Origin of the sequence: Delftia sp. PE138, assembly GCF_018320755.1 — a bacterium.
Classification (GTDB): Bacteria; Pseudomonadota; Gammaproteobacteria; order Burkholderiales; family Burkholderiaceae_C; genus Comamonas; species Comamonas tsuruhatensis.
The window spans coordinates 1304613-1330457 of the sequence record NZ_JABEPN010000001.1 but is presented as its reverse complement, the minus strand read 5'-3'; the positions used below and the strand labels follow the sequence as shown (position 1 = coordinate 1330457).

25 protein-coding genes are annotated in these 25845 nt (G+C 67.8%); 17 read left to right on the top strand and 8 right to left on the bottom strand.

The features are described 5' to 3' along the window. Both HFGMBDPB_RS05985 and HFGMBDPB_RS05980 read right to left on the bottom strand, forming a co-directional pair. A complete protein-coding gene (locus tag HFGMBDPB_RS05985; protein ID WP_212645063.1) occupies positions 1–1380 on the bottom strand; it encodes an MATE family efflux transporter in 1380 nt (459 codons plus the stop codon). Continuing rightward, positions 1377–1844 carry a MarR family winged helix-turn-helix transcriptional regulator gene (locus HFGMBDPB_RS05980; RefSeq protein WP_013804191.1) on the bottom strand — a complete coding sequence of 156 codons (468 nt, stop codon included), beginning with the start codon at positions 1842–1844 and terminating at the stop codon, positions 1377–1379. Before HFGMBDPB_RS05980 ends, HFGMBDPB_RS05985 begins: the two co-directional genes overlap by 4 nt. 218 nt (positions 1845–2062) lie before the next feature. On the opposite strand from HFGMBDPB_RS05980, the gene HFGMBDPB_RS05975 reads away from it, so the two are divergent. Next, entirely contained in the window at positions 2063–2728 is a 666-nt protein-coding gene (locus HFGMBDPB_RS05975; protein ID WP_016446423.1) for a bactofilin family protein, read from the top strand. A gap of 71 nt (positions 2729–2799) precedes the next feature. Here HFGMBDPB_RS05975 and HFGMBDPB_RS05970 read toward each other — a convergent pair whose 3' ends face one another. After that, on the bottom strand, positions 2800–3276 hold the full coding sequence (locus HFGMBDPB_RS05970) for an acyl-CoA thioesterase (protein ID WP_012203278.1): 477 nt from the start codon (positions 3274–3276) through the stop codon (positions 2800–2802). 41 nt (positions 3277–3317) lie between these two features. Between HFGMBDPB_RS05970 and HFGMBDPB_RS05965 the strand changes: the two genes are divergently transcribed. Further along, entirely contained in the window at positions 3318–5144 is a 1827-nt protein-coding gene (locus HFGMBDPB_RS05965; RefSeq protein ID WP_209798991.1) for an ABCB family ABC transporter ATP-binding protein/permease, read from the top strand. 52 nt (positions 5145–5196) lie between these two features. On the opposite strand, the gene HFGMBDPB_RS05960 is transcribed toward HFGMBDPB_RS05965, so the two are convergent. Then, entirely contained in the window at positions 5197–7089 is a 1893-nt protein-coding gene (locus tag HFGMBDPB_RS05960) for a S9 family peptidase (protein ID WP_212645257.1), read from the bottom strand. A gap of 229 nt (positions 7090–7318) precedes the next feature. On the opposite strand from HFGMBDPB_RS05960, the gene HFGMBDPB_RS05955 reads away from it, so the two are divergent. From HFGMBDPB_RS05955 to HFGMBDPB_RS05925, 7 genes are all read left to right on the top strand, one after another. Then, a complete protein-coding gene (locus tag HFGMBDPB_RS05955) occupies positions 7319–8077 on the top strand; it encodes a GntR family transcriptional regulator (RefSeq protein ID WP_012203281.1) in 759 nt (252 codons plus the stop codon). A 126-nt stretch (positions 8078–8203) separates the two neighbouring features. Continuing rightward, positions 8204–9295, top strand: coding sequence for a Rieske 2Fe-2S domain-containing protein (locus HFGMBDPB_RS05950; protein ID WP_012203282.1), 1092 nt, complete (start codon positions 8204–8206; stop codon positions 9293–9295). Positions 9296–9391: 96 nt separating this feature from the next. Then, the gene (locus tag HFGMBDPB_RS05945; RefSeq protein WP_016446419.1) at positions 9392–9865 is read left to right on the top strand and encodes a MarR family winged helix-turn-helix transcriptional regulator; all 474 of its coding nucleotides are present in this window, start codon (positions 9392–9394) and stop codon (positions 9863–9865) included. Between the two features lie 254 nt (positions 9866–10119). Then, a complete protein-coding gene (locus tag HFGMBDPB_RS05940) occupies positions 10120–11472 on the top strand; it encodes an MFS transporter (RefSeq protein WP_154835761.1) in 1353 nt (450 codons plus the stop codon). Between the two features lie 27 nt (positions 11473–11499). Further along, entirely contained in the window at positions 11500–12576 is a 1077-nt protein-coding gene (locus HFGMBDPB_RS05935) for a Rieske 2Fe-2S domain-containing protein (protein WP_212645062.1), read from the top strand. 34 nt (positions 12577–12610) lie between these two features. After that, on the top strand, positions 12611–13573 hold the full coding sequence (locus HFGMBDPB_RS05930) for a PDR/VanB family oxidoreductase (RefSeq protein ID WP_046240111.1): 963 nt from the start codon (positions 12611–12613) through the stop codon (positions 13571–13573). A 77-nt stretch (positions 13574–13650) separates the two neighbouring features. Beyond that, a complete protein-coding gene (locus HFGMBDPB_RS05925; protein ID WP_046240112.1) occupies positions 13651–14598 on the top strand; it encodes a 2-hydroxyacid dehydrogenase in 948 nt (315 codons plus the stop codon). An 8-nt stretch (positions 14599–14606) separates the two neighbouring features. Here the strand turns inward: HFGMBDPB_RS05925 and HFGMBDPB_RS05920 are convergent, their stop codons facing one another. Next, the gene (locus HFGMBDPB_RS05920) at positions 14607–15047 is read right to left on the bottom strand and encodes a hypothetical protein (RefSeq protein WP_241150331.1); all 441 of its coding nucleotides are present in this window, start codon (positions 15045–15047) and stop codon (positions 14607–14609) included. A gap of 116 nt (positions 15048–15163) precedes the next feature. On the opposite strand from HFGMBDPB_RS05920, the gene HFGMBDPB_RS05915 reads away from it, so the two are divergent. Further along, complete coding sequence (locus HFGMBDPB_RS05915; protein WP_212645061.1) at positions 15164–15832, top strand: TetR/AcrR family transcriptional regulator; 669 nt, start codon at positions 15164–15166, stop codon at positions 15830–15832. Between the two features lie 170 nt (positions 15833–16002). On the opposite strand, the gene HFGMBDPB_RS05910 is transcribed toward HFGMBDPB_RS05915, so the two are convergent. Genes HFGMBDPB_RS05910 through HFGMBDPB_RS05900 form a run of 3 tightly spaced genes read right to left on the bottom strand, consistent with a single transcriptional unit; the run spans position 16003 to position 18913 of the window. Then, positions 16003–17046: a DctP family TRAP transporter solute-binding subunit gene (locus HFGMBDPB_RS05910; protein WP_016451795.1), complete on the bottom strand. Its 1044-nt coding sequence runs from the start codon at positions 17044–17046 to the stop codon at positions 16003–16005. 32 nt (positions 17047–17078) lie between these two features. Next, complete coding sequence (locus HFGMBDPB_RS05905; RefSeq protein WP_016451794.1) at positions 17079–18377, bottom strand: TRAP transporter large permease; 1299 nt, start codon at positions 18375–18377, stop codon at positions 17079–17081. Further along, positions 18374–18913 (bottom strand): TRAP transporter small permease, encoded by a 540-nt coding sequence (locus tag HFGMBDPB_RS05900; RefSeq protein ID WP_016450270.1) that lies wholly within the window; start codon positions 18911–18913, stop codon positions 18374–18376. The genes HFGMBDPB_RS05905 and HFGMBDPB_RS05900 overlap by 4 nt, the downstream gene beginning before the upstream one ends. A 327-nt stretch (positions 18914–19240) precedes the next feature. Here HFGMBDPB_RS05900 and HFGMBDPB_RS05895 point away from each other — a divergent pair, with 327 nt between their 5' ends. The 7 genes from HFGMBDPB_RS05895 (at position 19241) to HFGMBDPB_RS05865 (ending at position 25664) form a co-directional block, all read left to right on the top strand. After that, a complete protein-coding gene (locus HFGMBDPB_RS05895) occupies positions 19241–20176 on the top strand; it encodes a LysR substrate-binding domain-containing protein (RefSeq protein ID WP_016450271.1) in 936 nt (311 codons plus the stop codon). A gap of 441 nt (positions 20177–20617) precedes the next feature. Continuing rightward, the gene (locus HFGMBDPB_RS05890) at positions 20618–21517 is read left to right on the top strand and encodes a transporter substrate-binding domain-containing protein (RefSeq protein WP_016450272.1); all 900 of its coding nucleotides are present in this window, start codon (positions 20618–20620) and stop codon (positions 21515–21517) included. 113 nt (positions 21518–21630) lie between these two features. Continuing rightward, positions 21631–22383 (top strand): amino acid ABC transporter permease, encoded by a 753-nt coding sequence (locus tag HFGMBDPB_RS05885; protein WP_016450273.1) that lies wholly within the window; start codon positions 21631–21633, stop codon positions 22381–22383. A gap of 1 nt (position 22384) precedes the next feature. Continuing rightward, positions 22385–23056 (top strand): amino acid ABC transporter permease, encoded by a 672-nt coding sequence (locus HFGMBDPB_RS05880; protein ID WP_016450274.1) that lies wholly within the window; start codon positions 22385–22387, stop codon positions 23054–23056. A gap of 25 nt (positions 23057–23081) precedes the next feature. After that, complete coding sequence (locus HFGMBDPB_RS05875) at positions 23082–23819, top strand: amino acid ABC transporter ATP-binding protein (protein WP_016450275.1); 738 nt, start codon at positions 23082–23084, stop codon at positions 23817–23819. 190 nt (positions 23820–24009) lie between these two features. Continuing rightward, entirely contained in the window at positions 24010–24621 is a 612-nt protein-coding gene (locus tag HFGMBDPB_RS05870; protein ID WP_224986090.1) for an RNA polymerase sigma factor, read from the top strand. Then, positions 24618–25664 (top strand): FecR family protein, encoded by a 1047-nt coding sequence (locus HFGMBDPB_RS05865; protein ID WP_070080674.1) that lies wholly within the window; start codon positions 24618–24620, stop codon positions 25662–25664. The genes HFGMBDPB_RS05870 and HFGMBDPB_RS05865 overlap by 4 nt, the downstream gene beginning before the upstream one ends. Positions 25665–25845: the final 181 nt, after the last annotated feature.

Below are 25845 nucleotides of genomic sequence, written 5' to 3'. Positions count from 1 at the left end.
TCACCCCCAGCGCGCGCGCCACACGGCCCAGGCCGTGCCTGCGCCATAGGCGGCCATGGCCACGGCGACCAGGATGAACAGCGACTGGGCACTGCCCAGGCCGCTGGACATGAGCCAGCCGCCGCCCACCACCACGATCAGCAGGCGCACCGTGCCGGCCAGCACGGGTGCCCAGACGCGGCCTGCGCCCAGGGAGGCGAAGTACAGCACCAGTCCCAGGCCGAACAGCCCGAAGGCCGGGCCCACGGTGCGCAGGTAGAGGTCGGCGTAGGCGCGCACGGCCGGGTCGCCGGTGAAAATGCCCGACCACAGCTGCGGCCAGACCATGACCACCAGCCCCAGCACGCCCAGCAGGGCCGCAGCCATGGCGCCGCCCGACCAGGCCACGCGGCGCGCACGGGCCACCTGGCCGGCGCCCATGGCCATGCCCACCATGGGCACGGCGGCCATGCCGACGCCGAAGGCCATGGGGATCAGCAGGAACTCCAGCCGCTGGCCAATGCCGTAGCCGGCCAGTGCCAGCGGGCCCAGGCGGGCGACCATGCCTGTCAGCAGCAGCGCGGCCAGCGCCGTTTGCACGGGGGACAGGCAGGCCAGGGCCCCCACGCGCAGGATGTCGCGGAACATGGGCCAGGCCAGGCGGGGCCTGCGCCAGTCCAGTTGCAGGCGCTGCTGGCCCCATTGCAGATAGGCTAGGAAGACTGCGACGGCCAGTGCCATGGCCACGATGTTGCCCACGGCCACGCCCGGCATGCCCCAGCGCGGCATGGGTCCCAGGCCCAGCCCCAGCGTGCCGCCGACAGCGATCTGCACCAGCGAGGCCGCAAAGATCACGGCCGACGGCATGCGCATATTGCCCGTGCCCCGCACCACCGATGCCAGCGTATTGCACAGCCACACCAGGATGGCGCCGCTGAACAGCACGGCGCCGAAGCCCGTGGCCGCTGCCAGCACCTCGCCGCGCCCGCCCAGCCAGCCGTAGAAGGTGGCGCCGCAGAGCACCAAGATGAGCGAGTACAGCAGCCCCGCGATGGTGCCGATGACGATGGAGTGCAGGGCCAGTGCCGAGGCACGCGCGCCGTCGCCCGCGCCCAGCGCGCGGCTGATGGCCGAGGACACGCCGCTGCCCATGGCGCCGTTGCTCATCATCTGCGTGAGCATGGCCAGCGGAAACACCAGGGCCATGGCCGCCAGCGACACGGTTCCCAGCTGCCCTACGTAGTAGGTCTCGGCCACGGCGACCAGCACCGACATGCTCAGCGCCACCATGTTGGGCACGGCCAGGCGCACCAGGGTAGAGGCGATGGGGCCGCTGACCAACGGATGCGCGGACCCGCTGGCCGCAGCGCCAGGGGCTGCGGAGGGCAGGGCGGCGTTCATTCCGCGCTCTCCTGCGTGGCGGTTTCCAGCACGGGCAGCATGCCCAGCACCAGGCTTTCCAGCGCGCCGATCTGCTCGCTGCCGCACAGCTCGCGCACGCGCTGCTGGGCCTGGCGCCACAGGGCGGCAGCCTCGCGGATGCGGGCGCGGCCTTCGGGCGTGACCACCACGCAGCGGCTGCGCGCATCCGCGCCGGGAACCAGGTCGATGAAGCCGGCCTGCTGCAGCGTGCGCAGATTGCGCGTCATCGTCGTGCGGTCGGTGTGCAACTGCTCGGCCAGGGCCGAGACCGTGGGCGGGCCGTCGGGCGCATTGCGCGCCTGCACCAGCAGGCTGAACTGCGTGCCGCGCAGGCCGCTGGGCGCCAGCGTGTCGTCATAGAGCTGGGAGATCTTGCGCGACAGGCTCCGCACCATGAAGCAGGTGCAGACCGGACTGGCGGCGCTTGAGGTGGAGGAGGTCATGGGGCGTGGGACAGGTGGCTTGGAATGGAAATAAGTGTAGATGCACCTATTGATTTGCGCATGTCCGCTGCGCGACCTGCGCATGCGCGGTGTGTGATCGAGAAAGGCTTGCAAGCACATGAAACGGGAGAACCATCTGGTTACTTTTCTTGCGAGATGCCGGCATTTGTTGCCAGTTCGTGTGCGTAGCATCGGATTTTTCCGAAGGAGACCCACCCATGGCTGTTCAGAACCCGTTCTTTGGCAAGCGCGACAACGATGCTTTCACCTCCCGCAACACCCTGGGCAGCGGCATAGGCGCCACCGGTACGGGCGGCAGCCCCTCCGGTGCCGTCACGCCCAGCTCCAGCGTGACAAGTCCGTCGACCGCCCAGCGCCAGGCATCGGCCGTGGCGCAGGACTCCCAGGGCAGCAAGCTCACCGTAGGCCCCAATATCAAGCTCAAGGGCGTGGAGATCACCGACTGCGACACGCTGGTCGTCGAAGGCACGGTGGAAGCCACCATGGACTCGCGCGTGATCCAGATCGCCGAGCAGGGTGCCTTCCACGGCACGGCCGAAATCGACATCGCCGAGATCCATGGCGTGTTCGACGGCACGCTGACCGTGCGCGAGAAGCTGGTCATCTACGGCACGGGCAAGGTCAGCGGCAAGATCCGCTACGGCAAGGTGGTGATCGAAGAGGGCGGCGAGCTCACGGGCCAGATCGAGGCCGGCTCCTCGCCGCGCTCGTCCTCGTCGGGTTCGGCTGTGGCATCCAGCGCCTCCAGCCTGTCTTCCTCGTCGGCAGCCTCCAGCGACAGCGCCGCCAGCAGCTCCGCTGCGCTGGCCGCGGCCAGCGCGGCCGCCTCGCTGCAGCCGCGCGTCACGCCCTCGCTGGCCTGAGCCACCCTTGCGCCGGAAATGAAAAAGCGACCTGCAAAGGTCGCTTTTTTCATGGCTGCAGATGGGCGGGTTCAGCCGGCCTGCTGCTGCTTGCGTTCTGCATTGCGCTCGGCCGCTGCGCGCCAGGAACGCACCTGGTCGTTGTCCGGCAGCGACTGGGGCTTGCCCTGGCCATCGATGGCCACGTAGGTCAGCAGGGCTTCGGTCACCTTGACGAAGCGGCCCTGGTCGGCAAAGCGCTCGGCATAGACCTCGACATCGACCGTGACCGAGGTGCGGCCCACGCGCTGCACGCTGGAGTAGAACGACAGGATGTCGCCCACGCGCACGGGCTGCTTGAAGATGAACTCGTTCACGGCCACGGTGACCATGCGGCTCTGGCCCAGGCGCGAGGGCAGCACCGAACCTGCCAGGTCAACCTGCGCCATCACCCAGCCGCCGAAGATGTCGCCATTGGCGTTGACATCGGCGGGCATGGGAATGACCTTGAGAACCAGCTCCTTGTCTGCGGGCAAGGGATGGGGCGGGAGGTCGGGGCGGGGTGGCATGGGCACAATCGGGTCAATATAACAACCGAGAATTGTCTTTCATGCGACGCGAGAGCGCTTCCCCTACGGATTTACCCTTAGTCCCAACCCCGGCACCGTCGCGGGACTGGAACGCGCTGCGGCGCCTGCTGCCCTACCTGTGGCAATACAAGTGGCGCGTGCTGGCGGCGCTGGGCTTCATGATCGGGGCCAAGCTCGCCAACGTGGGCGTGCCGGTGCTGCTCAAGCACCTGGTCGATGCGCTGGATCTGAAGGCCGGCGACGCCCGCGCGGTGCTCGTCGTGCCCGTGGCCCTGTTGCTGGCCTACGGGCTGCTGCGCTTTTCCAGCTCGCTGTTCACCGAGCTGCGCGACCTGGTCTTTGCCAAGGCCACGCAGGGCGCCTCGCGGGCGATTGCGCTGTCCACCTTCGAGCACCTGCATGCGCTGAGCCTGCGCTTTCACCTGGAGCGCCAGACCGGCGGCATGACGCGCGACATCGAGCGCGGCGTGCGCAGCACCGAGTCGCTGATCTCGTATTCGCTCTACAGCATCCTGCCCACCTTCATCGAGATGGCGCTGGTGCTGGGTATCCTGGCGCTGCGCTTCGACATCTGGTTCGCGGTCATCACGCTGGCGGCGCTGGTGTTCTACATCACGTTCACCGTCACGGTGACCGAGTGGCGCACGCGCTTTCGGCGCGAGGCCAATGCCCAGGAGTCGGCGGCCCACACCAAGGCCATCGACTCGCTGCTGAACTACGAGACCGTCAAGTACTTCGGCAACGAGGGCTTCGAGGCGCGGCGCTACGACGAGAACCTGGAGGCGCTGCGCCGCGTTCGCCTCAAGAGCCAGAGCACGCTGAGCCTGCTCAACTGCGGGCAGCAGCTGATCATCGCCACGGCCCTGGTCGCCATCCTCTGGCGGGCCACGCAGGGCGTGGTGGATGGCCGCCTGTCGCTGGGCGACCTGGTCATGGTCAACGCCTTCATGATCCAGCTCTACATCCCGCTGGGCTTTCTGGGCGTGATCTACCGCGAGATCAAGCAGAGCCTGACCGACCTGGAGCGCATGTTCACCCTCATGGACAAGGAACGCGAGGTGGCCGACGCGCCCGGCGCCCAGCCGCTGCAGACCCATGGCGCACCGCCCGAGCTGCGCTTCGAGCATGTGGACTTCGCCTATGACCCCGAGCGGCCCATCCTCAAGGACGTGAGCTTCACCATTCCCGCCGGCAAGACCGTGGCCGTGGTCGGCCCTTCGGGCTCGGGCAAGAGCACGCTGGCGCGGCTGATCTTCCGCTTCTACGACGTGCAGTCCGGCCATGTGCGCATCGCCGGGCACGACCTGCGCGAGCTGACCCAGGACAGCGTGCGCGGCGCCGTGGGCATCGTGCCGCAGGACACGGTGCTGTTCAACGACACGGTGGAATACAACATCGCCTACGGCCGCCCTGGCGCCAGCCGCGAGCAGGTGGTGGCGGCCGCGCGCGCCGCGCGCATCCACGACTTCATCGAGGCCACGCCCCAGGGCTATGCCACGCGCGTGGGCGAACGCGGCCTGAAGCTGTCGGGCGGCGAAAAGCAGCGGGTGGCGATCGCGCGCACCCTGCTCAAGGACCCGCCCATCCTGATCTTCGACGAGGCGACGTCGGCGCTGGACTCGGCCAATGAACGCGCCATCCAGGCCGAGCTGCAAAGCGCCGCGCGCAACAAGACGGCGCTGGTGATTGCCCACCGCCTGTCCACCGTGGTCGATGCGCACGAGATCCTGGTCATGGACGCGGGCCGCATCGTCGAGCGCGGCACCCACGCCCAGCTGGTCGCGGCGGGCGGTCGCTATGCGGACATGTGGGCGCTGCAGCAAAGCGGGGAGCCCGCCGTGCTGTAGCGCGGGGCGGCCGAGGGACCGGGCGGCCGGGTGGCCGGGTGCCTGGACGGCTTCAGGGCTTGAGGTGCGTGACCAGGAACTGCTCCATGGCCTCGTAGAACTCGAACTTGTTCTCGTCGTTGTGAAAGCCGTGGCCCTCGTTGTCCTTGACCATGTACTGCACCTCGACGCCGCGCTCGCGCAGCGCCTTCACCACCTGGTCGCTCTCGTCCTTGTTCACGCGCGGATCGCGCGCGCCCTGGGCGATGAACAGCGGCGCCTTGATGCGGTCCACATGCAGGGCCGGCGAGGTGGCGGCCAGGCGCTCCCTGTCGCGCTCGGGATCGCCCACCATGGCGTGCATCTGGTCCAGCAGCGGCTTCCAGTAGGGCGGAATGGTCTTCATGAAGGTGAACAGGTTGGACACGCCCACATAGTCCACGGCCGCCGCATACAGGTCGGGCGTGAAGGCTACGCCGGCCAGCGTGGCATAGCCGCCATAGCTGCCGCCGTAGATGCCGATGCGCGCAGGGTCGGCAATGCCCTGGTCGATCAGCCAGTGCACGCCATCGGTGATGTCGTCCTGCATCTTCAGGCCCCATTGGCCGAATCCCGCTTCCCAGAACGCGCGGCCATAGCCCGTGGAGCCCCGGAAATTCACCTGCAGCACGCAAAAGCCCCGGTTGGCCAGGAACTGCACCTCGGGGTTGTAGCCCCAGCCGTCGCGGGCCCAGGGGCCGCCGTGCGGGTTGATGATGCAGGCCAGGTTCCTGGGCTCGCGGCCGGCCGGCAGGGTCAGGTAGCCGTGGATGGTCAGGCCGTCGCGGCTGGTGTAGCTGACGGGCTGCACGCGCGACATGGCGGACTCGGGAATGGCAGGGTTGATGTCGGCCAGCTTGGTCAGCGCATCGGCGGCCGCGTCGTAGATGTAGCGCGCGCCCGGCGTGCGGTCGTTGAAGGCGGCGACGATGAACTTGTCCTCGGCGCGGTTGGCGCCCTGGATGGCGAAGTCGTAGCCGGGCAGCTGCGCAGCCAGCCGGCCGTACAGGGCTTTGGTCTCGGCATCGAAGAAACGGTACTGCGGCTTGTCGGTTTGGTAGGCGGCCAGGGTCAGCACGCGGCGCTTGCGCGAATAGGCCGCCGCGCCCAGATCGACTTCTTCGGGCACGAAGATTTCTTCTTCCTCGTCGGGCCGGGCCGGGTCGATGACCACCAGGGCCAGCTTGTCGCGGCCCCGGTTGGACAGGGCGTAGAGCTTTTGGTCGTCGAAGGTGAAGAAGGCCGGGCTGACGCTGGTGCGGTAGTCGGTGGTGATCAGGGGCTGGAACTCGCCGGCCTCGTCGTCGCGGTAGAGCAGGGCGCTGTTCAGGCCGTCGCTGGCCACGGCGGCCCGCACGCGGCCCGCATGGTCGGTCTGCCAGCCGACGATGTTGCCGGGGTTCTGCGCCACCAGTTGCGCCGCGCCCGTGTGCACGTTCACGCGGTACACGTCGAAGACCTCGGCATCGCGCCGGTTGTGGCTGATCAGCACATGGTCGGGGTCGTCTTCCAGGTCGTCCTCGATGCTGGCGCGCACGCCTTCCCAGGGCGTCAGGTCGGTGGCTTCGCCGCTGCGCGCGTTGACCGCCAGCACGTGGAAGTTCTCGTCGCCGCCGAAGTCCTTCTGGTAGAGCACTACATCCGGGCCCTTCCAGAAGAAGTTGCTGATGTCGCGCTCGGTCTCGGCCGTGATACGGCGCGGCTCGCCCACAGGGGTGCTGCCCTCCAGCGCCTGCACATGGATATTCATGCGCGCCGGATGGCCGTCCACGCTGACGGGCTGCATGAAGCCCAGCATGCTTCCGTCATCGGCCAGGCGGAAGAAGCCGCGTTCCGGATTGCGGAAGAAGTCCTTGATCGGATAGGCCTGCGGAGCCTGCGCATCGGCGCTGGCATCCCGTGCCAGGTTGAGGATGTGGGCGGCCATGGCGGGGTGTCGGGAAAACGTCGGCAAGGGTGACCTCCTGGGTTGCAGCGGCAGGGGAAAAGGGAGCCGGCCATGATGCCATGGCGCTGTATACAAACAGGCGGGCCACTGTCTTTGATGGGATTGGTTGTATACATTTGATTGGTGTTTTCCCGTGTTTTTGCGGAAAAGTGCACCATGAATCGCCTTGGATGTATACATTCACGCCATTCCATCCAGACAAAGCCCCATGAGCCCCCAGCTTGCCCCCGCCGCCTCCGAAGCGGAAAGCCATTCCCAGGTCATCAAGGCCCAGCTGCAACTGCGCGAGATGATTCTTGCGGGCGAGTTGCCCGCAGGCGAGCGCATCGCCGAGCTGACCGTGGTGCAGCGCCTGGGCATCTCGCGCACGCCGGTGCGCGCCGCGCTGATGCGGCTGGAGCAGGAAGGCCTGCTCGAAGCCATGGCCGGCGGGCGCGGCTACCGCGTGCGGCTGTTCTCCGAGGCCGACGTGGCCGATGCCATCGAGCTGCGCGGCACGCTGGAAGGCCTGGCCGCGCGCTGGGCGGCCGAGCGCGGCGTGGCCGAGCCGCTGCTGGCCCAGGCCGGCCGCTGCCTGGATGCCATCGACCGTGTGCTGGAGACGGCCGACTGGGGCGATGAGGCCTTCTCGCGCTATGTGGCGCTGAACTCCGAATTCCACGACCTGCTGCATTCCATGGCCGGCAGCAGCGTCATGCAGCGCGAGCTGGAGCGCGTGGTGCGCATGCCCTTCGCCTCGCCCTCGGGCTTTGTGCTGGCGCGGGCCGAGTCGCCGCGTGCGCGCCACAGCCTGATGGTGGCCCAGGACCAGCACCGCCAGGTGCTGGACGCCATTGCCGCGCGCGAGGGCGCGCGGGCCGAGGCGCTGATGAAGGAGCACTCGCGCATTGCGCGCCGCAACCTGCGCGAAGCCGTGAGCGAGCCCGGCAGCCATGCGGTTCCTGGCGTGCAGTTGATCCGAGCCTGATTCGAGTCTGACCCGCGCTTGATCTGCGCTTGATCTGCCCTTGATGTGCGCCGGCGGCCTCGGCCGCCTGCGCCCCAGCCACCGCAGCGCCAAGGACTGCGGACCCCACCCATAAAGGAGACCCCCATGAGCACATTTCCCAAGAACACCTGGTACGTGGCCGCCACGTCCGACGAGATCCAGGACAAGCCGCTGGGCCGTCGCATCTGCGGCGAGCGCATCGCGTTCTACCGCGCGCAGCACGGCATTGCCGCCGTAGAGGATTTCTGCCCGCACCGCGGCGCGCCCCTGTCGCTGGGCTTTGTCTGCGAGGGCAAGCTGGTCTGCGGCTACCACGGGCTGGAGATGGGCTGCGACGGCAAGACCATTGCCATGCCGGGCCAGCGCGTGCGCGGCTTCCCCGAGATCCGCAGCTATCCCGTCGAGGAGCGCCATGGCTTCATCTGGGTCTGGCCCGGCGACAAGGCGCTGGCCGATGCCGCGCTCATCCCGAAGCTGCCCTGGCACGACAACCCCGAATGGGCCTACGGCGGCGGCATGTTCCACATCCAGGCCGACTACCGGCTGATGATCGACAACCTCATGGACCTGACGCACGAGACCTATGTGCACGCCAGCTCCATCGGCCAGGCCGAGATCGACGAGACGCCCTGCAAGACCGAGACGCGCGGCGAGGGCGCCGATGTCGAGGTGGTCACCAGCCGCTTCATGAACGACATTCCCGCGCCCCCGTTCTGGAAGATGGCGCTGCGCAGCAACGGCCTGGCCGACGATGTGCCCGTGGACCGCTGGCAGGTCTGCCGCTTCACCCCGCCCAGCCATGTGCTGATCGAGGTCGGCGTGGCCCACGCAGGCCACGGCGGCTACGACGCGCCCGACGAGCACAAGGTCTACAGCATGGTGGTGGACTTCATCACGCCGGAGACCGAGGAGTCCATGTGGTACTTCTGGGGCATGGCGCGCCGCTTCAATCCGGGCGATGCCGAAGTCACCGACCGCATACGCGAGGGCCAGCACAAGATCTTCAGCGAAGACCTGCAGATGCTGGAGCTGCAGCAGCGCAACCTCAGTGCCCACCCCGACCGCAAGCTGCTCAAGCTCAACATCGATGCGGGCGGCGTGCAGTCGCGCAAGGTCATCGACAAATGGATTGCGCAGGAGCAGCAGGCGGCGGCGGTGGCCGCAGCAGCGGCCCAGCCTGCCGCCGCGGTGGCCTGAGGCCGGCCATGGCCCGGCGCGCATCCAGGACCGGCGCCGGGGATGGGGTAATCTCGGCGGGCTTCAACCCCAGGGCCGCAAGGCCTGCCGCCACCGATGGTCCACTCCGCCTCCGATCCGCTTTCCATCGACCTCTACGACCAGCCGGGCCACCTGATCCGGCGCGCGCAGCAGATCGCGGCGCAGCTGTTCCGCGACGTGCTGGGGCCGGACGTGACGCCCGTGCAGTACGCCATCCTGCGCATGCTGCAGGAAAAACCGGGCATCGACCAGGTAACGCTGGCGCGGCTGGTGGCGCTGGACAACTCCACCACGGCCGACATCGCGGCGCGACTGGAGGCCAAGGGCTGGGTGCTGCGCGAGATCCTGCCCCGGCGCCAGCGGCGCCTGACGCTCACGGCCGAGGGCGAGGCCATGCTGGGCGGCTTCGTGCCGAATGTGCACGAACTGCACAACCGCATGCTGGCCGCGCTGGAGCCCGAGGAGCAGGCCGAGTTCAAGCGCCTGCTGCGCAAGTTCGTGCAGTTGCACGACGCACGCGACGCCCTCGACGCTTCCTCATCCGACTGACAGCGGCCCGGCCGCCTCCGCGTCCGAGACTGCGCGGCCCCGCCTGATCGGGGAAATCCCGGTATCTGGCGCCGATTTTCATTCAGTAAACTGAATCACATTCAGCATACGTAATGATGTGTTGAGAACACAAGAAAGCTCCCACAGAGCTTCAACCCAAGGAGACCCACGATGACTGCCTCTACCCCTGTTCCATGGCTGCAGCGGCCTTGCGCCGCCGCATCGTCCAACTGCCCGTTGCGGGAGCTGCGGCCATGAGCGCCGACCTGCGTGCAAGCGTCGACCAGCGGCCCATGACGCGCTTCCAGTGGTCGGTCATAGCCCTGTGCATGGTGCTCAACATGATCGACGGCTTCGACGTCCTGGTCATGGCGTTCACGGCCTCTGCCGTGTCGGCGCACTGGCAGCTCAGCGGCGCCCAGCTGGGCTTTCTGCTCAGTGCAGGCCTGTTCGGCATGGCGGGCGGATCGCTGTTGATCGCGCCCTGGGCCGACCGGCTGGGCCGCCGGCCGCTGATCCTGGCCTGCCTGGCCCTCTCGGGCGTGGGCATGCTGGGCTCGGCCTTCAGCCAGAGCGCCACGCAGCTGGCGGCGCTGCGCGTGCTCACGGGCCTGGGCGTGGGCGGCATCCTGGCCTGCAGCAACGTGATCGCCAGCGAATACGCCTCGCAGCGCTGGCGCAGCCTGGCCGTCACCCTGCAGTCCACGGGCTACGCGCTGGGCGCCAGCATTGGCGGCTCCATCGCGGTGTGGCTGCTGGGGCGCCATGACTGGCGCGCGGTCTTCCTGTTCGGCGGCTGCGTGACGCTGGGCGTGCTGGTCCTGGCCTGGTGGCGACTGCCGGAATCCATGGACTTCCTGCTGGCGCGGCGCCCGGCCGGCGCGCTGCAGCGGCTCAATGCCCTGGTCGGGCGGCTGGGCCTGCCCGCATTGGCTGCGCTGCCGCCTGCCGCGCCATCGGCGGCGGAGCGCTCAAGGCGGGGCCCGCTGCAGCTGTTCGCGCCGGGCCTGCGCCGGCCCACGCTGCTGGTCTGGCTGTCGTTCTTCGCGGTGATGTTCGGCTTTTACTTCGTCATGAGCTGGACGCCCAAGCTGCTGGCCGCCTCGGGCCTCACGCCCGAGCAGGGCGTGACCGGCGGTGTGCTGCTGAGCCTGGGCGGCATCCTGGGCGCCACCTTGCTGGGCCTGCTGGCGGCGCGCTATCCCGTGCACCGCGCGCTGGCCGGCTTCATGCTGGCCACGGCCGTGCTGCTGTGCTTCATCGTGAGCAATCCGGGCTCGCTGCTGCTGTCGTATGCGCTGGCTTTTCTGATCGGCGTCTTCGTCAACGGCTGCGTGGCCGGGCTCTATGCCATCGCGCCCATGGTCTATGGCGGCGAGGTGCGCGTGACCGGCGTGGGCTGGGGCATAGGCATAGGGCGCATCGGCGCCATCGTCTCGCCCATGGTCGCGGGCTCGCTGCTGGACGCCGCGTGGTCGCCCAGCCAGCTCTATGTGGGCTATGGCCTGGCCTTCGTGTTCGCGGCCTGCATCGTGTCGCTGCACCGGCTGCAGGGGCCCGAAGCCGGCAGGCCCGCAGCCACGGGCCGCACGCTGTCGGCGCATTGAGCGCTTGCAGACAAGAAGGAGAACTCCATGACCGAATGCACCACCATTGCACCTGCCTCCACGCCTGCCTTCCCGCTGGACCAGTGGTATGTCGCCGGCTTTGCCTGGGAGCTGCAGGACGCGCCACTGGCACGCACCCTGCTGGGCCGGCCCGTCGTGCTGTTTCGCACGCTCGATGGCAGCGTCGCCGCGCTGGAGGACCGCTGCTGCCACCGCGAACTGCCGCTGTCCTGCGGCACGGTGGAGGCGCGCGGCCTGCGCTGCGGCTACCACGGCCTGCTGTTCGACCGCGCCGGCCAGTGCCTGGAGATTCCGGGCCAGCAGCGCATACCGCCCAAGGCCTGCGTCAAGTCCTTCGACCTGCGCGAGCGTGACCAGATCCTCTGGATCTGGATGGGTGCCACGCCCGATTCCGTGCCCGCGCAGGAGCCGCCCGCCTATCCCGTGCACGGCGATGCGCGCTACCGCTTCGGCGGCGATGTCTACCACTACGACGCGCCCTACCAGCTCATCCACGACAACCTGCTGGACCTCAGCCACCTGGGCTATGTGCACCTCAAGACCATTGGCGGCAATGCCGGCATCCACATGAATGCGGAGCTGCAGGTCCGCCAGGACGGGGACAGCGTCACCGTGCTGCGCTGGATGCCCGACTCCGACCCGCCGCCCACCTATGCGGCGGCCTGGCCGTTCGCGGGCCGCATCGACCGCTGGCAGGAGGTGGAGTTCCATCCCTCGCACGTGTGCATCTGGACCGGCGCCATGGACGCAGGCAGCGGCCGGCTCGACGATCCGCAGCGCGAGGGCTTTCACATGCGGGGATTTCACGGCGTGACGCCGGAGACCGAGCATTCGGCCCACTACTTCTGGACCATTGCCACCAACCCGCATCCCGACATGCAGGACACCACGCGCCTGGTGATCGACCAGACGGCTGCCACCTTCGAGGAGGACAAGGTCGTCATCGAGGCCCAGTTCCGCAACCAGCAGCGCTTTGGCGCGCGCCCTGTCATCGACATCCACGTGGACGCCGGCCCCAACCGCGCGCGCCGCGTGATCAGCCGGCTGCGCGAGGCCAGCGCCCGTGCGCTGGCGGCGGCCTGATTTTCCGAACCCATCCCTTTCCGCTTTTTTTCCCATGCAAGCCAACCCCATCCTCCAGGTGCGCGTCGCGCGCAAATGCGCCGAGGCGCAGGACATCTGCAGCCTTGAACTCGTGCCGCTGGACGGCGAAAGCCTGCCCGCCTTCACGGCCGGCTCGCACATCGACCTGCACCTGCCCGGCGGCCTGGTGCGCCAGTACTCGCTGTGCAACGACCCGCAGGACACGGGTCGCTACGTGGTCGGCGTGCTGCGCGAAGCCGCCTCGCGCGGCGGTTCGGCCGCCGTGCACGAACAGGTGCAGGAAGGCCAGCAGATCGCCATCGGCGCGCCGCGCAACCACTTCGCGCTGCATGCGGGCGGCCCTGCGCGGCATCTGCTGCTGGCCGGCGGCATAGGCATCACGCCCGTGCTGGCCATGGCGCGCCAGCTGGCGCGCGAGGGTGCCGACTTCGAACTGCACTACTGCGCGCGTTCGCGCGAGCGCATGGCCTTCACGGCCCTGCTGCAGTCCATGCCCTGGGCCGACCGCGTGCACCTGCATGTGGATGGCGAGGGCGCGCTCGACATGGCGCAACTGCTGGGCGCCCCGCAGGCGGGCCTGCACCTGTATGTCTGCGGCCCGCGCGGCTTCATGGACGCGGCCCTGGGTATGGCTCGCACATCGGGCTGGAGCGAGGACCGCCTGCACTACGAATTCTTTGCAGGCGAGGCCGTGCAGCGCGAGGGCGATGCCGGGTTCGAGATCGAGATCGCCAGCACCGGCCAAGTGGTGCGCGTGGCGCCGGAGCAGACCGTGGTCCAGGCCCTGGCCGGCATCGGCGTGGAGGTGCAGACCTCGTGCGAGCAGGGCGTGTGCGGCACCTGCCTCACGCGTGTGCTCTCGGGCGAGCCCGAGCACCGCGACATGTACCTGACCGAGGACGAGCAGGCCGCCTGCGACCAGTTCCTGCCCTGCTGCTCGCGCGCGAAATCCGCCCGGCTGGTGCTGGACCTGTAGCGCTGGATCCGCCCGGCCGGCGCACAATGAGGTTTTCCCAAGGCCCGCCCTGTGGCGGCGGGCGCCGCCTTCCTGCCATGCAACCTGCCCTGCTCGTCCTCAACTTCAATACCGAGGCCCATCTGCGCCAGATGGCCCAGGCCTTTCCCTCCTTCGACCTGCTCTACGCGCCTGACGCCGCCCAGTGCGAGGCCGCCATCGCCGAGCACGGCACGCGCATACAGGCCGTGCTGACCATAGGCTCCATCGGCCTGTCGGCCGCGCAGATGCAGCGCATGCCCGCCCTCAGGCTGGTCTGCGCGCTGGGCGCGGGCTACGAGAACATCGATGTCGCCCATGCGCAGGCCCACGGCATTGCCGTGGGCAATGGCGCAGGCACCAATGACGACTGCGTGGCCGACCATGCCATGGGCCTGCTGATCGCCTCCGTGCGCGGCCTGGTGCGCCTGGACCGCGCCACGCGCGACGGCGTCTGGCGCACCGCCATGCCGCTGCCGCCCAATGTCTCGCACAAGCGCCTGGGCATCCTGGGCATGGGCGCCATCGGCGCCAAGATCGCCCAGCGCGCGCTGGGCTTCGAGATGGAAATCGGCTACCACAACCGCAGCCAGCGCAGCGGGCTGCCCCACCGCTACTTCGGCGACCTGCTTTCCCTGGCGCAATGGGCCGATGTGCTGCTGGTCGCCACGCCGGGCGGCCCGGGTACGCGCCATCTCGTCAACGCCCAGGTGCTGGACGCACTGGGCCCGCAGGGCCATCTGGTCAATATCGCGCGCGGCAGCGTGGTCGATACCGCCGCCCTGGCCGCCGCCGTGCGCGAAGGCCGCCTTGCCGGCGCGGGCCTGGATGTCTACGAAAGCGAACCCGCGCCCCCGGCCGAACTGCTGGACCTGGACGCCGTGGTGCTCACGCCCCATGTGGGCGGCTGGTCGCCCGAAGCCGTGCAGGCCTCGGTGGACCGCTTCATCGCCAACATGCGCTGCCACCTGGAAGGCCGCCCGCTGGTCTCGCCGGTCACGGCCTGAGGCTGGATTCAGCCCTGTGCCATCCCGGCAGCTGCTGCCAGGTGCAGCAGCCCCATGACCAGGCAGAGGGCCGAGGACACATGCCAGAAGCGGTCGCTGTTGTCCGGAAAGCGTGGTTTCAACCACGGATAGGCCACGGCCCGCGCCACCAGCACCAGGCCGGCCCCGGCCAGCACCGGGCGCATGAAGGGCAGGGGACCCAGCAGGCCCGCGCCTGCCAGCGCATACCCCGCCAGCAGCGACAGCACCACGCCGATGGCCGCCGACACCAGCGGCGGATACCAGTGCCCGGCCTCGGCCATGCGCGCCATGCGCTCGCCGGCACCCATGAGCCGCAGCCCACGTCCCCCCCAAACGATGCAGGCGAAGTGGGCCAGCGCGGCCGCCGTGTCGAACAGGGCGGCGGCCAGGGCCAGCAGTTGCACGCCCTTCACGGCAGGGCTTCCCACGCGCCGGTGTGCTGATGGTTCTTCATGGTGTATTCCTTGGGATTTGCTTCAATGGCCGGCCACTGTAGTGCTTAAACTCCGGGCAGAAAACTCGCCTTGTGCTCAGGTTTTGCCGCATGCCCTCCCATACCTCCGCTACCACTGAATCCCAGAGAAGAAGACAGCCCGTGCAGGCCCGTGCGCAGCGCACGCTGGAGGCCATTGTTCAGGCAGCAGCTCAGATTCTGGTCAAGGAGGGCGAAGCCGCGCTCACCACCAATCGCATTGCCGAGCGCGCAGGCGTCTCCATCGGCACGCTCTACCAGTACTTCCCCGACAAGCAGGCCGTCTTGCGCGCCATGGTCGATGGCCAGCGCCTTGCGGCCGTCGCGGCCATCGAGACCTGGCTGGAGCAGGCGTCGGAGCAGGGCCTGCCGCGCGAGGCCGTGGCGCGCGGCGTGGTCGCCTGCATCGTCGAGGGCTTTGCGGGCCGCACGCCTGCGCGGCGCAAGCTGGCGCGCTTTGCCTGGCGCCAGGATGGTGACGAGCGCATTGCCCTGTCCATGCGCGAGACCGCAGAGCGCATGGCCGCCCACCTGCAGCGCTGGGGCGGCCCCTCGCTGTCCTATGCGCGCCTTTACGTGGCCACGCGGGCCGTGCTGGGCACGGTGCGCTTTGCCTCGCTGGAGGCTTCGCCGCTGATCGCCTCGGGCGCACTGGAGGAGCTGCTGTGCGAGATGGGGGCAGATATGTTGCTGGGTGGCGCGACGGACGCGGGAGCCGCTGCCCGTGCCCCTGCCCCATAGGCAGCAGGGGCTGTGCCTGTGCCATTTCGCTGGACCGGCTTCGCAGCAAGGCATGCCTTGATGGGCGGGCTGAAGTCCTGGCCGTCCTTGCGAAGCAGGATGGCGAAAAAAAGGCCCCGCAGAGCGGGGCCTTTTGCTTCTACCGGAGTGTGCGATCAACCGATAGCATTCTAACGAGTTCGCGCGGCAATGGCTTTCTCCGCCACATCCACCAGGTCGGCGCCGACCTGTTGCTTCCACTTGTCGTAGACGGGGCGCGTGGCCTTGACGAAGGCTTCGCGCTCGGCCGGCGTGAGCTGGGTCACGGTCACGCCGTTGGCGGCCAGGTCCTTGAGCAGGGGCTTGTCGGCCTCGATCATGCCCTTGCGCGCGATCACGACCTGCTCCTTGGCCGCGTCCACGGCGGCCTGGCGCACGATGTCCTGGTCTTCCTTGGTCCAGGTGGCCCAGATGTCCTTGTTGACCACGAAGATCAGCGGATCGTTGATGTAGCCCCACAGCGTCAGATGCTTCTGGCCCACGGACTGCAGCTTGGCGGCCATGTAGACCGAGACGGGGTTTTCCTGGCCGTCCACGGCGCCGCTGGCCATGGCGGGCTGGGCATCGGCCCAGCTCATCTGCGTGGGGTTGGCGCCCAGCGCGGTGAAGGTGTCCAGGAACAGCGGCGAGCCCACGACGCGGATCTTCAGGCCCTTGAGGTCGGCAGGGGTCTTGATGGCGTGCTTGGAGTTGCTGATCTCGCGGTAGCCGTTCTCGCCCCAGGCCAGCGGCACCACGCCGGCCTTGTCCAGGCGCTGGAACAGGCGCTTGCCGGGCTCGCCATGCGTGAGCGCGTCGGCGGCCGCGTAGTCGGGCATCAGGAAGGGCAGGGCGAACAGGTTCAGCTCCTTGATCTGGGGCGACCAGTTCAGCGTGGAGCCCACGGCCATGTCGATCACGCCCTGGCGCAGCGCGCTGAATTCGCGCGTCTGGTCGCCCTGGATCAGGGACACGCCCGGGTAGAGCTTGATGTTGATGCGGCCGTTGGTGCGCTCGCGCACCTTGTTGGCCCAGATCTCGCCGCCCTTGCCCCAGGGAAAGGCCGTGCCCAGCACCAGCGACATGCGGTACTCGCTCTTGTACTTGGCCGGTGTCTGCGCCACTGCGGGAGCGGACGAAAGGGCCAGGGCCGCCGCTGCGGCCAGGCCGCTGGCGAGGAAAGTGCGAAGTTTCATTGCGAAGGTCTCCTTGTTGAATTTTTGGGAAATCAGTAGCCCAGGCGTGCTGGGAGCCAGAGAGCCAGCTGCGGGAAGGCGATCACTGCGATCATCACCAGGAACATGGCCAGCAGCATGGGGCCGACCCAGCGCACGGTGGACTCCATGCGCACGCCCGCGATGCGGCAGGACACCATCAGGTTCACGGCCAGCGGCGGCGTGAACTGGCCCAGCGCCACCTTGAGCGTGAGGATGACGCCGAACCACACCGGGTCCCAGTGGTAGTGCTGCATGATCGGCAGCAGCAGCGGCACGAAGATCAGGAAGATGGAGATGCCGTCCAGGAACATGCCCACGGTGATCAGCAGCAGGATCAGCAGCGCCATCACGCCGTACTCGCCCAGGCCCGATTCCACGATGGCCTTGGCCACCGGATCGATCACGCCCAGCGTGGACAGCGAGAACGCGAAGATGCCGGCCAGCGACACCACCAGCAGGATCACGGCCGACAGCTCGCCGGCCTCGCGCAGGATGGGATACAGGTCGCGCAGCGTGATGGTGCGGTGGATCACCATGCCCACGAACAGGCCGTAGAACACGGCCACCACGGCGGCCTCGGTAGGGGTGAACCAGCCGGCGCGCATGCCGCCCAGGATCAGCACCGGGGCGGCCAGGCCCCAGGAGGCCTCGCGCAGGCTGCGCCAGAACGGCGGGCGCGGCATGGACGATTCCAGCGCACCCATCCTGTGCCTGCGCGACATCCACACGGCCGGAACGATCAGCGCCACGCCGGCCAGGATGCCGGGGATCATGCCGGCCGCAAACAGCGCCGGCACCGAGGCGCCGGGCACCAGCACCGAGTAGATGATGAAGGCCACGGACGGCGGGATCAGGATGTCGGTGGCCGCAGCCGCGCCCACCACGCTGGCCGAGAAGCTGCCGGGATAGCCGGCGCGGCTCATGGCCGCGATCATCACGCCGCCCACGGCAGCGGCATTGGCCGGGCCCGAGCCCGAGATGCCGCCCAGGAACATGGCCACGGCAATCGCCACCAGGGGCAGCATGCCGGGGCCGCGGCCCACGATGGCCACGGCGAAGTTCACCAGGCGCAGCGCCACGCCCGAGCGGTCGAAGATCGAGCCCACGAGCACGAACATCGGAATCGCCAGCAGCGGGTACTTGCCCAGGCCGGCATAGAAGTTCTGCGGCACGGCCAGCAGGCCGAACCACTGCGTGTCGGGGCTGGCCAGCGCGATGGCGGCGGCGCCCGCCAGGCCCAGGGCCGCGCCGATGGGCACGCCCAGGAGCATCAGGCCCAGGAAGGCGATGAAGAGCAGGGTCGCGATCATGGCGCCTTCTCCTCGTCCACGAAGGCGCCGGGGCGCCCCTGGCGCAGGAACAGTTGCAGCGCGCGCAGCGTGATCAGCGCCGAGCAGATGGGCAGCCACATCGAATACCACCACTGCGGCACGCCGATGCCGGGCGAGGTTTCCTCGAAACGGTAGTCGTCCCAGACCACGCGCACGCTCAGTGCGGCGATCACCGCGAACAGCAGGGCCACCATCAGCGTGCCGAAGCGCGCCAGGCGCTTCCTGCGCAGGGCGCTGCCGCCTTCGGCGAAGTATTCGATGCGGATGTGGGCGTTGCGCGCCACGGCCGCCGAGCCCGCGACCATGGCCAGCAGGATCATCAGGAAGACCGAGATTTCCTCGGTCCAGGCGAAGGAGGAGGAGGTGAAGTAGCGCACCAGCACATTGGCGAAGGTGATCAGGGCCAGCAGGGCCATGATGACCACGGTGAGCCAGTCCTCGATGCGCAGCGAACGCGGCTCGTCCGGCTGGGAAGGCGTCTCAGCGGCGCCGTTTTCGGTGGGAGGGGATGACATGGACGCGGGGAGTCAGAAAATTACACATGGCGGGGCAGATGCAGTCACTGAGCTTCCTCGGCGTCGTGTGCCGGGGGCCGTGAGGAAAAAATGTCACATTGGGTAAATGCGGCGCAGCGCCATTATGTGCGCATACGAGCGCCGCATCAGATGGCGGTTTCCTCAGTGTCGCGGCCCATGCGGGACGTTGATACGGGCATGCCCCGGCGTGGAGGCACCGAGGAAGGGCCGCCCCGCACCGAGGGTGCCGTCCCCCTCCCGGAGAGAGAGGGGGAAGCGGCGTAGCCGCTCAGGGGGTGCCTTCCATCACAGCGGATAATGGCGGGCATGGAAACCAAATGGCTAGAAGATTTCGTCAGCCTGGCTGAAACACGCAGTTTCAGCCGCTCCGCCCAACTGCGGCATGTGACGCAACCTGCGTTCTCGCGCCGCATCCAGGCACTGGAGGCCTGGGCCGGCACCGACCTTGTGGACCGCAGCTCCTACCCGACCCGGCTCACGCCGGCCGGCAAGACCATGTATGACCAGGCGCTGGAGATGCTGCAGTCGCTGCAGAGCACGCGCACCATGCTGCGGGCCCATGTCAGCGCGGGCAAGGGCATGGTGGGGTTTGCCGTGCCGCACACGCTGGCCTTCACCTTCTTCCCGAACTGGGTCTCCAGCGTGCAGGCCAAGTTCGGGCCGTTCCGCAGCCGGCTGTTCGCGCTCAACGTGCACGACGCCGTGATGCGCCTGGTCGAGGGCGGCTGCGACCTGCTGATCGCCTACTTCCATCCGTCCCAGCCCTTCCAGCTTGACCCGGCGCGCTACGAGATGGTCAGCCTGGGCCATGAGGTGCTCGCCCCCTACGCCAGGCCCGACGCCGACGGCCTGCCGCTGCACCAGCTGCCGGGCCGCCAGGGCCAGCCGCTGCCCTACCTGGGCTATGCGCCGGGCGCCTACCTGGGCCGCGTGACGGAACTCATCCTCAAGGAAGCGGCCGAGGCCGTGCACCTGGAGCGCGTCTACGAGACCGACATGGCCGAAGGCCTCAAGGCCATGGCGCTGGAAGGCCATGGCGTGGCCTTTTTGCCATTCAGCGCCGTGCGCAACGAGTTGGAGGCCGGCCGCCTGGTCAGCGCCGCACCTGCCGGTGACGACGGTTTCCGCATGGACATGGAAGTGCGCGCCTACCGCGAAAAACCCACCAGCAAGGATGCGCCCCAGGGCGTGGCCGGCGCGCTGTGGAACTTCCTGCTGGAGCAGGGCGAGACCATCGGCTGACACGCCAGGCGGCACACATGAAGACAAAGGGGCTCTCGAGCCCCTTTTTGCTGCACGCTGGTGCATGGCAAAGCCCGTCAAGAGACCGACTTGGTGCATGGGTTATGCCTAGGGTAAACACCTATTATGCATGGCATGCATAAGGGTTTCTGCAAACGGCATTGGCTGTGCTGCCACGCATGGCATTAGAGTGCGCGCACAGCAGCCACGCCGTGTGCAGGCCCGCAGGCGCGCTGGATCGGGCAAAAAACGCGTGCCATGGCACGGCAGTTGCTTACCTGAATCTGGCTGACGTGCTGGAAAGCCCTAGCACGTGTCGGTGCTCCAGCACCGTGCGTGATTGCACAATATGTGTCACATCGTTGATAGTTCGAGCCAGCCCACAAGGCGACTCGACCGTTCTCATCAAGACCGTTTTCGTTCTCATCTCAGGAGACCCGTATGAAGAAGCATTTGTTGGCCATCGCCGTGACCGCCCTGGCTGCAGGCAGCGCTTTTGCGCAGGCTGGCGACACCCTGGCCAAGATCAAGTCCTCCGGCGCCGTGACGCTGGGCGTGCGTGAATCCTCCGGCCTGGGCTATACGCTGGGCAATGGCAAGTACGTGGGCTTCCACACCGAGATGGGCGAGCGCGTGCTGGCCGACATCCAGAAGCAGCTGGGCCTGGCCAAGCTGGACATCAAGTACCAGCCCGTCACCTCGCAGAACCGCATCCCCCTGGTGACCAATGGCACCGTGGACATCGAGTGCGGCTCCACCACCAACAGCCAGGCCCGTCAAAAGGATGTGGCCTTCGCCGTGACCACCTATGTGGAAGAAGTGCGCATCGCCGTCAAGGGCAACTCCGGCATCACCGGCATCAAGGACCTGAACGGCAAGACCATCGTCACGACGACGGGCACCACCTCGGTGCAGACCCTGCGCAAGAACAAGCGCGCCGACGGCCTGACCTTCAAGGAAGTCATGGGCAAGGACCACGCCGACAGCTTCCTGATGCTGGAAACCGGCCGTGCCGACGCCTTCATCATGGACGGCTCCATCCTGGCCGCCAACATCTCCAAGTCCAAGGCACCTGCCGACTACAAGATCGTCGGCGAAACCCTGTCGGTCGAGCCCATCGCCTGCATGCTGCGCAAGGACGACCCCGCCTTCAAGAAGGCCGTGGACGACTCCATCAAGCGCCAGATCGCCGACGGCTCCCTGGCCAAGCTCTATGACAAGTGGTTCATGCAGCCGATTCCCCCGGCCAACGTGAAGGTCGGCCTGCCGCTGTCCGACGCCACCAAGGACGCATGGGCCAACCCCAACGACAAGCCCATGGAGTCGTACGAAGTCAAGTAAGCACCAGCTGAATGCCGCCCCTTCTGCCATGCGGTTGGAAGGGGCGTTTTTTGTTGCGGCGCCGTTTTTGCCGGTAGTGCATTTTTCAAGAATCTGAATAAAGAGGTGCTCCTATGAGTTGGGATTGGCAGGTGTTCTGCCAGGACACCATTACCCAAGAGGTCGGTCAAAGCTGCTTCGGCAAGAACGGCGACATCACCTACCTCGACTGGATGCTGTCGGCCTGGGGCTGGACCATTTCCGTGTCGCTGCTGTCGCTGTTGATCGCATTGATCGTCGGCTCGCTGATCGGCACGCTGCGCACGCTGCCCGACCGGCCGTGGATCGTGCGGCTGGGCAATGCCTGGGTCGAACTGTTCCGCAATATTCCGCTGCTGGTCCACATCTTCATGTGGTACCACGTGGTGCCGTCCATCTTCCCCGCGCTGAAGTCCCTGCCGGGCTTCGTGCTCGTGGTGCTGGCGCTGGGCTTCTTCACCTCGGCGCGTATCGCCGAGCAGGTGCGTTCCGGCATCCAGGCGCTGCCGCGCGGCCAGCGGTACGCGGGCATGGCGCTGGGTTTCACCACGTTCCAGTACTACCGCTACGTGCTGCTGCCCATGGCGTTTCGCATCATCATTCCGCCGCTGACCAGCGAGACCATGAACGTGTTCAAGAACTCGTCCGTGGCGTTTGCCGTGTCCGTGGCCGAACTGACCATGTTCGCCATGCAGGCGCAGGAAGAGACTTCGCGCGGCATCGAGATCTACCTGGCCGTCACCGGCCTGTACGTGGTCTCCGCCTTTGCCATCAACCGCATCATGGCCTTCATCGAGAAGCGCTCGCGCGTCCCGGGCCTGATCGCTGCCAGCGGCGGAGGACACTGACATGAACCTGCAAATCGACTGGTCGTTCTTCACCTGGGACCTGTTCAGCAACTTCGTGCTGAAGGGCCTGTACTTCAGCCTGACGCTGACCGTCATCGCCACCATCGGCGGTGTGCTCTTCGGCACGCTGCTGGCGCTGATGCGCCTGTCCGGCAAGAAATGGCTCGATGTGCCCGCCACGCTCTACGTCAACGGCATGCGCTCCGTGCCGCTGGTGATGGTGATCCTGTGGTTCTTCCTGCTGATGCCGCTGATCATCGGTCGGCCCATCGGCGCCGAGGTCTCGGCCATCATCACCTTCATCGCCTTCGAGGCGGCCTACTTCAGCGAGATCATGCGCGCGGGCATCCAGTCCATCCCGCGCGGCCAGGTCTTCGCGGGCCAGGCCATGGGCATGACCTATGGGCAGAACATGCGCCTCGTGGTGCTGCCCCAGGCCTTCCGCAACATGCTGCCCGTGCTGCTGACGCAGACCATCATCCTGTTCCAGGACACCTCGCTGGTCTATGCCATCGGTGCCTACGACATGCTCAAGGGCTTCGAAGTGGCCGGCAAGAACTACGGCCGTCCCATCGAATCCTATCTGGCCGCTGGCGTGACCTACTTCGTGCTGTGCTATTCGCTGTCCTGGGCAGTGAAGCGCCTGCACAAAAAGATTGCCATCATTCGATGAGCCAGCACCCCATTGAGGAATTGCAATGATTGAACTCAAGAACGTTTCCAAGTGGTACGGCAGCTTTCAAGTGCTGACCGACTGCTCCACCAACATCCAGAAGGGTGAGGTCGTGGTGGTCTGCGGCCCGTCGGGCTCGGGCAAGTCCACGCTGATCAAGACCATCAACGCGCTGGAGCCCTTCCAGAAGGGCGAGATCTTCGTGGACGGCGTGGCCGTGCACGATCCCAAGACCAACCTGCCCAAGCTGCGCAGCCGCGTGGGCATGGTGTTCCAGCACTTCGAGCTGTTCCCGCACCTGTCGGTGACCGAGAACCTGACCATTGCCCAGGTCAAGGTGCTGGGCCGCAGCGCGGACGACGCCAGGAAGCGCGGCCTCAAGATGCTGGACCGCGTGGGCCTGACGGCGCACAAGGACAAGTTCCCGGGCCAGCTGTCGGGCGGCCAGCAGCAGCGCGTGGCCATTGCGCGCGCGCTGTCCATGGACCCCATCGTGATGCTGTTCGACGAACCCACCTCCGCGCTGGACCCCGAAATGGTCGGCGAAGTGCTGGACGTGATGATCGGCCTGGCCAACGAAGGCATGACCATGATGTGCGTGACCCACGAAATGGGCTTTGCGCGCAAGGTGGCCAGCCGCGTGATCTTCATGGACGTGGGCGGCAAGATCCTGGAGGACTGCTCCAAGGACGAATTCTTCGGCAACCCGGAAGCGCGCCAGCCCCGGACCAAGGAATTCCTCAACAAGATCCTGCAGCACTGAACCGGTGCGGCCCTTGCGGGCACGGCAATCAAGGGGGCGCTTCGGCGCCCCTTTTTTGTGGCCACGGCGAGACGATGATGAGAATCGTTCTCGATACAATCGCCGGCTCAGCTGTTTGCACCGTGCTCCAGATCCCGCCCCCATTTCCCCGCCACCGGACAACTTCCACGTCCGCCGTGCCATGCCTGCCATGAAGCGCGACGACGCCCCGGGAGAGCCCGGTGGCCATTCCCGCAGTCTCTACACCCGCTGGCGCAAGCCGCTGCAGCGCATGCTGGCGCGGTACTTCAAGAGCCCGGCCGATATCGAGGATGCCTCCCAGGAAGTCTTCGTGCGCATGCTGTCGGCCGACAAGCGCCTGCCTGTGGACGAAGAGCGGCCCTATCTGCATCAGGTCGTGCGCAGCGTGGCGGCCTTCGCGCACCGCACGGCGCCGCAGCAGGCCGGTGTGCGGCTGGTGTCCGTGGAGGATTGCCGCGACGAGGTCGAGGCCCTGCCGGCCCGCGACGGAGCCGACCATGCGCTGGACGATGAGCGCCGCCAGCGCCTGGCCCGGCTGCGCGATGCCCTGAACGAGCTGCCCGAGCGCCAGCGCCAGGCCTTCGTGCTGCACCGCGTGCAGGAACTGACGCTGGAGCAGACGGCCGAGCGCATGGACATCACCGTGCGCATGGTCTCGCGCCACCTGAGCCGGGCACTGTCCTATTGCGAGATCCGCGTACGCTACGCCAGCGCCGAGCAAATGCGTGCCCTGCTGCGCGCAGACGAGCAGCGGCCGGGCGCCGCAGAGAACACACGATGAGCAACGAACTTCCCCCGGGCGTTTCGCCGCAGGAGCTGGTGGGGCTGCATGACAGGGCGGCCGACTGGTTCGTGCGCCGCCAGCAGCCGGACTGGACGGGCGCCGATGAGCGCGCGCTGGATGCGTGGCTGGGCGCCCACCCGCTGCACCGCAGCATCTTCGAAGGCATGTCGCGCCACTGGCATGGCGCGCCACAGCTCAGGGAATTGTTTCCCGATGAGTTCGGCGCAGCGGTGCCGCCCGCCGCGCCTGCCGTCTGCGCTGCACCAGCGGCCGCGCCGCGGCGCCAGCGCGTTCTTGCCCGCTGGCCCGGCCGCCCTGCGGCGGCCCTGTCCGTGCTGGCGGTGGTCTCGCTGCTGGCCTGGGGTGGCTGGTACCGCTGGGACCACACGCCAGGCTATACGCTGCAGGCCCGCACGGCGCCCGGGCAGACGCAGAGCATCGAGCTGCCCGATGGCTCGCGCGTGGCCCTCAACGTGGACAGCGAACTCCAGGTGCGCTACTACCCGCGCCGCCGCGAGGTGGTGCTGGATCGGGGCGAGGCCTTCTTCGAGGTCACGCCCGGCCCGGACAGGCCCTTCACCGTGGACTCCGGCGCCAGCCGCGTCCGGGTGGTGGGCACCGCGTTCAATGTGCGCGCCGGGCCGCCGCGGCTGGTGGTGAAGGTGCTGGAGGGCAAGGTGCAGCTGCGGCCCGAGCGTGACCGGGCCGGTGGCGATGTCCTGCTGCTGGCGGCAGGCGCGGGCGTGGCTGTGGACGGCGCCGGCCGGCACAGCACCGTGGTGGCCGATGCGGACAGCGTGGGCGACTGGCGCACGGGCCAGGTGCGCTTCAGCGGCACGCCGCTGGCGGAGGTGGCGCAGGAGCTGTCGCGCTATCTGGGTGCGCCCGTGGAGCTGGGCGACGAGTCGCTGGGCCGCCTGCGTGTCTCGGGCCTGCTGGCCACGGCCGCGCCCGAGCGCTTTGTGCGCGCGCTGCCGGCCTTGATTGCGGTGCGCGTGCAGCCGCGCAGCGGCGGAGGTTGGCTGATCGTGCGGGGATGAATCGAAGGTTGAGGAAACAATTTGTTTCAAATTGGTGGACAACCCCAGGTTCCAGCTTTGCACCGGTTTTGGCTTCTATAGGGGCAGGGGCGTGGATTTTCCAGGCCCGCACGGCTGCCAGCCAAGGACCACCGAGGGCGCTCGTCCCTCACGCCCCAGCCAACGGCCGCAACACCTGACG

What these genes read in the sequence shown, in the direction of transcription:
- HFGMBDPB_RS05985 (WP_212645063.1), bottom strand. Translation starts at nt 1,380, where the DNA reads ATGAACGCCGCCCTGCCCTCCGCAGCCCCTGGCGCTGCGGCCAGCGGG.
- HFGMBDPB_RS05980 (WP_013804191.1), bottom strand. Translation starts at nt 1,844, where the DNA reads ATGACCTCCTCCACCTCAAGCGCCGCCAGTCCGGTCTGCACCTGCTTC.
- HFGMBDPB_RS05975 (WP_016446423.1), top strand. Translation starts at nt 2,063, where the DNA reads ATGGCTGTTCAGAACCCGTTCTTTGGCAAGCGCGACAACGATGCTTTC.
- HFGMBDPB_RS05970 (WP_012203278.1), bottom strand. Translation starts at nt 3,276, where the DNA reads ATGCCACCCCGCCCCGACCTCCCGCCCCATCCCTTGCCCGCAGACAAG.
- HFGMBDPB_RS05965 (WP_209798991.1), top strand. Translation starts at nt 3,318, where the DNA reads ATGCGACGCGAGAGCGCTTCCCCTACGGATTTACCCTTAGTCCCAACC.
- HFGMBDPB_RS05960 (WP_212645257.1), bottom strand. Translation starts at nt 7,089, where the DNA reads ATGGCCGCCCACATCCTCAACCTGGCACGGGATGCCAGCGCCGATGCG.
- HFGMBDPB_RS05955 (WP_012203281.1), top strand. Translation starts at nt 7,319, where the DNA reads ATGAGCCCCCAGCTTGCCCCCGCCGCCTCCGAAGCGGAAAGCCATTCC.
- HFGMBDPB_RS05950 (WP_012203282.1), top strand. Translation starts at nt 8,204, where the DNA reads ATGAGCACATTTCCCAAGAACACCTGGTACGTGGCCGCCACGTCCGAC.
- HFGMBDPB_RS05945 (WP_016446419.1), top strand. Translation starts at nt 9,392, where the DNA reads ATGGTCCACTCCGCCTCCGATCCGCTTTCCATCGACCTCTACGACCAG.
- HFGMBDPB_RS05940 (WP_154835761.1), top strand. Translation starts at nt 10,120, where the DNA reads ATGAGCGCCGACCTGCGTGCAAGCGTCGACCAGCGGCCCATGACGCGC.
- HFGMBDPB_RS05935 (WP_212645062.1), top strand. Translation starts at nt 11,500, where the DNA reads ATGACCGAATGCACCACCATTGCACCTGCCTCCACGCCTGCCTTCCCG.
- HFGMBDPB_RS05930 (WP_046240111.1), top strand. Translation starts at nt 12,611, where the DNA reads ATGCAAGCCAACCCCATCCTCCAGGTGCGCGTCGCGCGCAAATGCGCC.
- HFGMBDPB_RS05925 (WP_046240112.1), top strand. Translation starts at nt 13,651, where the DNA reads ATGCAACCTGCCCTGCTCGTCCTCAACTTCAATACCGAGGCCCATCTG.
- HFGMBDPB_RS05915 (WP_212645061.1), top strand. Translation starts at nt 15,164, where the DNA reads ATGCCCTCCCATACCTCCGCTACCACTGAATCCCAGAGAAGAAGACAG.
- HFGMBDPB_RS05910 (WP_016451795.1), bottom strand. Translation starts at nt 17,046, where the DNA reads ATGAAACTTCGCACTTTCCTCGCCAGCGGCCTGGCCGCAGCGGCGGCC.
- HFGMBDPB_RS05905 (WP_016451794.1), bottom strand. Translation starts at nt 18,377, where the DNA reads ATGATCGCGACCCTGCTCTTCATCGCCTTCCTGGGCCTGATGCTCCTG.
- HFGMBDPB_RS05900 (WP_016450270.1), bottom strand. Translation starts at nt 18,913, where the DNA reads ATGTCATCCCCTCCCACCGAAAACGGCGCCGCTGAGACGCCTTCCCAG.
- HFGMBDPB_RS05895 (WP_016450271.1), top strand. Translation starts at nt 19,241, where the DNA reads ATGGAAACCAAATGGCTAGAAGATTTCGTCAGCCTGGCTGAAACACGC.
- HFGMBDPB_RS05890 (WP_016450272.1), top strand. Translation starts at nt 20,618, where the DNA reads ATGAAGAAGCATTTGTTGGCCATCGCCGTGACCGCCCTGGCTGCAGGC.
- HFGMBDPB_RS05885 (WP_016450273.1), top strand. Translation starts at nt 21,631, where the DNA reads ATGAGTTGGGATTGGCAGGTGTTCTGCCAGGACACCATTACCCAAGAG.
- HFGMBDPB_RS05880 (WP_016450274.1), top strand. Translation starts at nt 22,385, where the DNA reads ATGAACCTGCAAATCGACTGGTCGTTCTTCACCTGGGACCTGTTCAGC.
- HFGMBDPB_RS05875 (WP_016450275.1), top strand. Translation starts at nt 23,082, where the DNA reads ATGATTGAACTCAAGAACGTTTCCAAGTGGTACGGCAGCTTTCAAGTG.
- HFGMBDPB_RS05870 (WP_224986090.1), top strand. Translation starts at nt 24,010, where the DNA reads ATGAAGCGCGACGACGCCCCGGGAGAGCCCGGTGGCCATTCCCGCAGT.
- HFGMBDPB_RS05865 (WP_070080674.1), top strand. Translation starts at nt 24,618, where the DNA reads ATGAGCAACGAACTTCCCCCGGGCGTTTCGCCGCAGGAGCTGGTGGGG.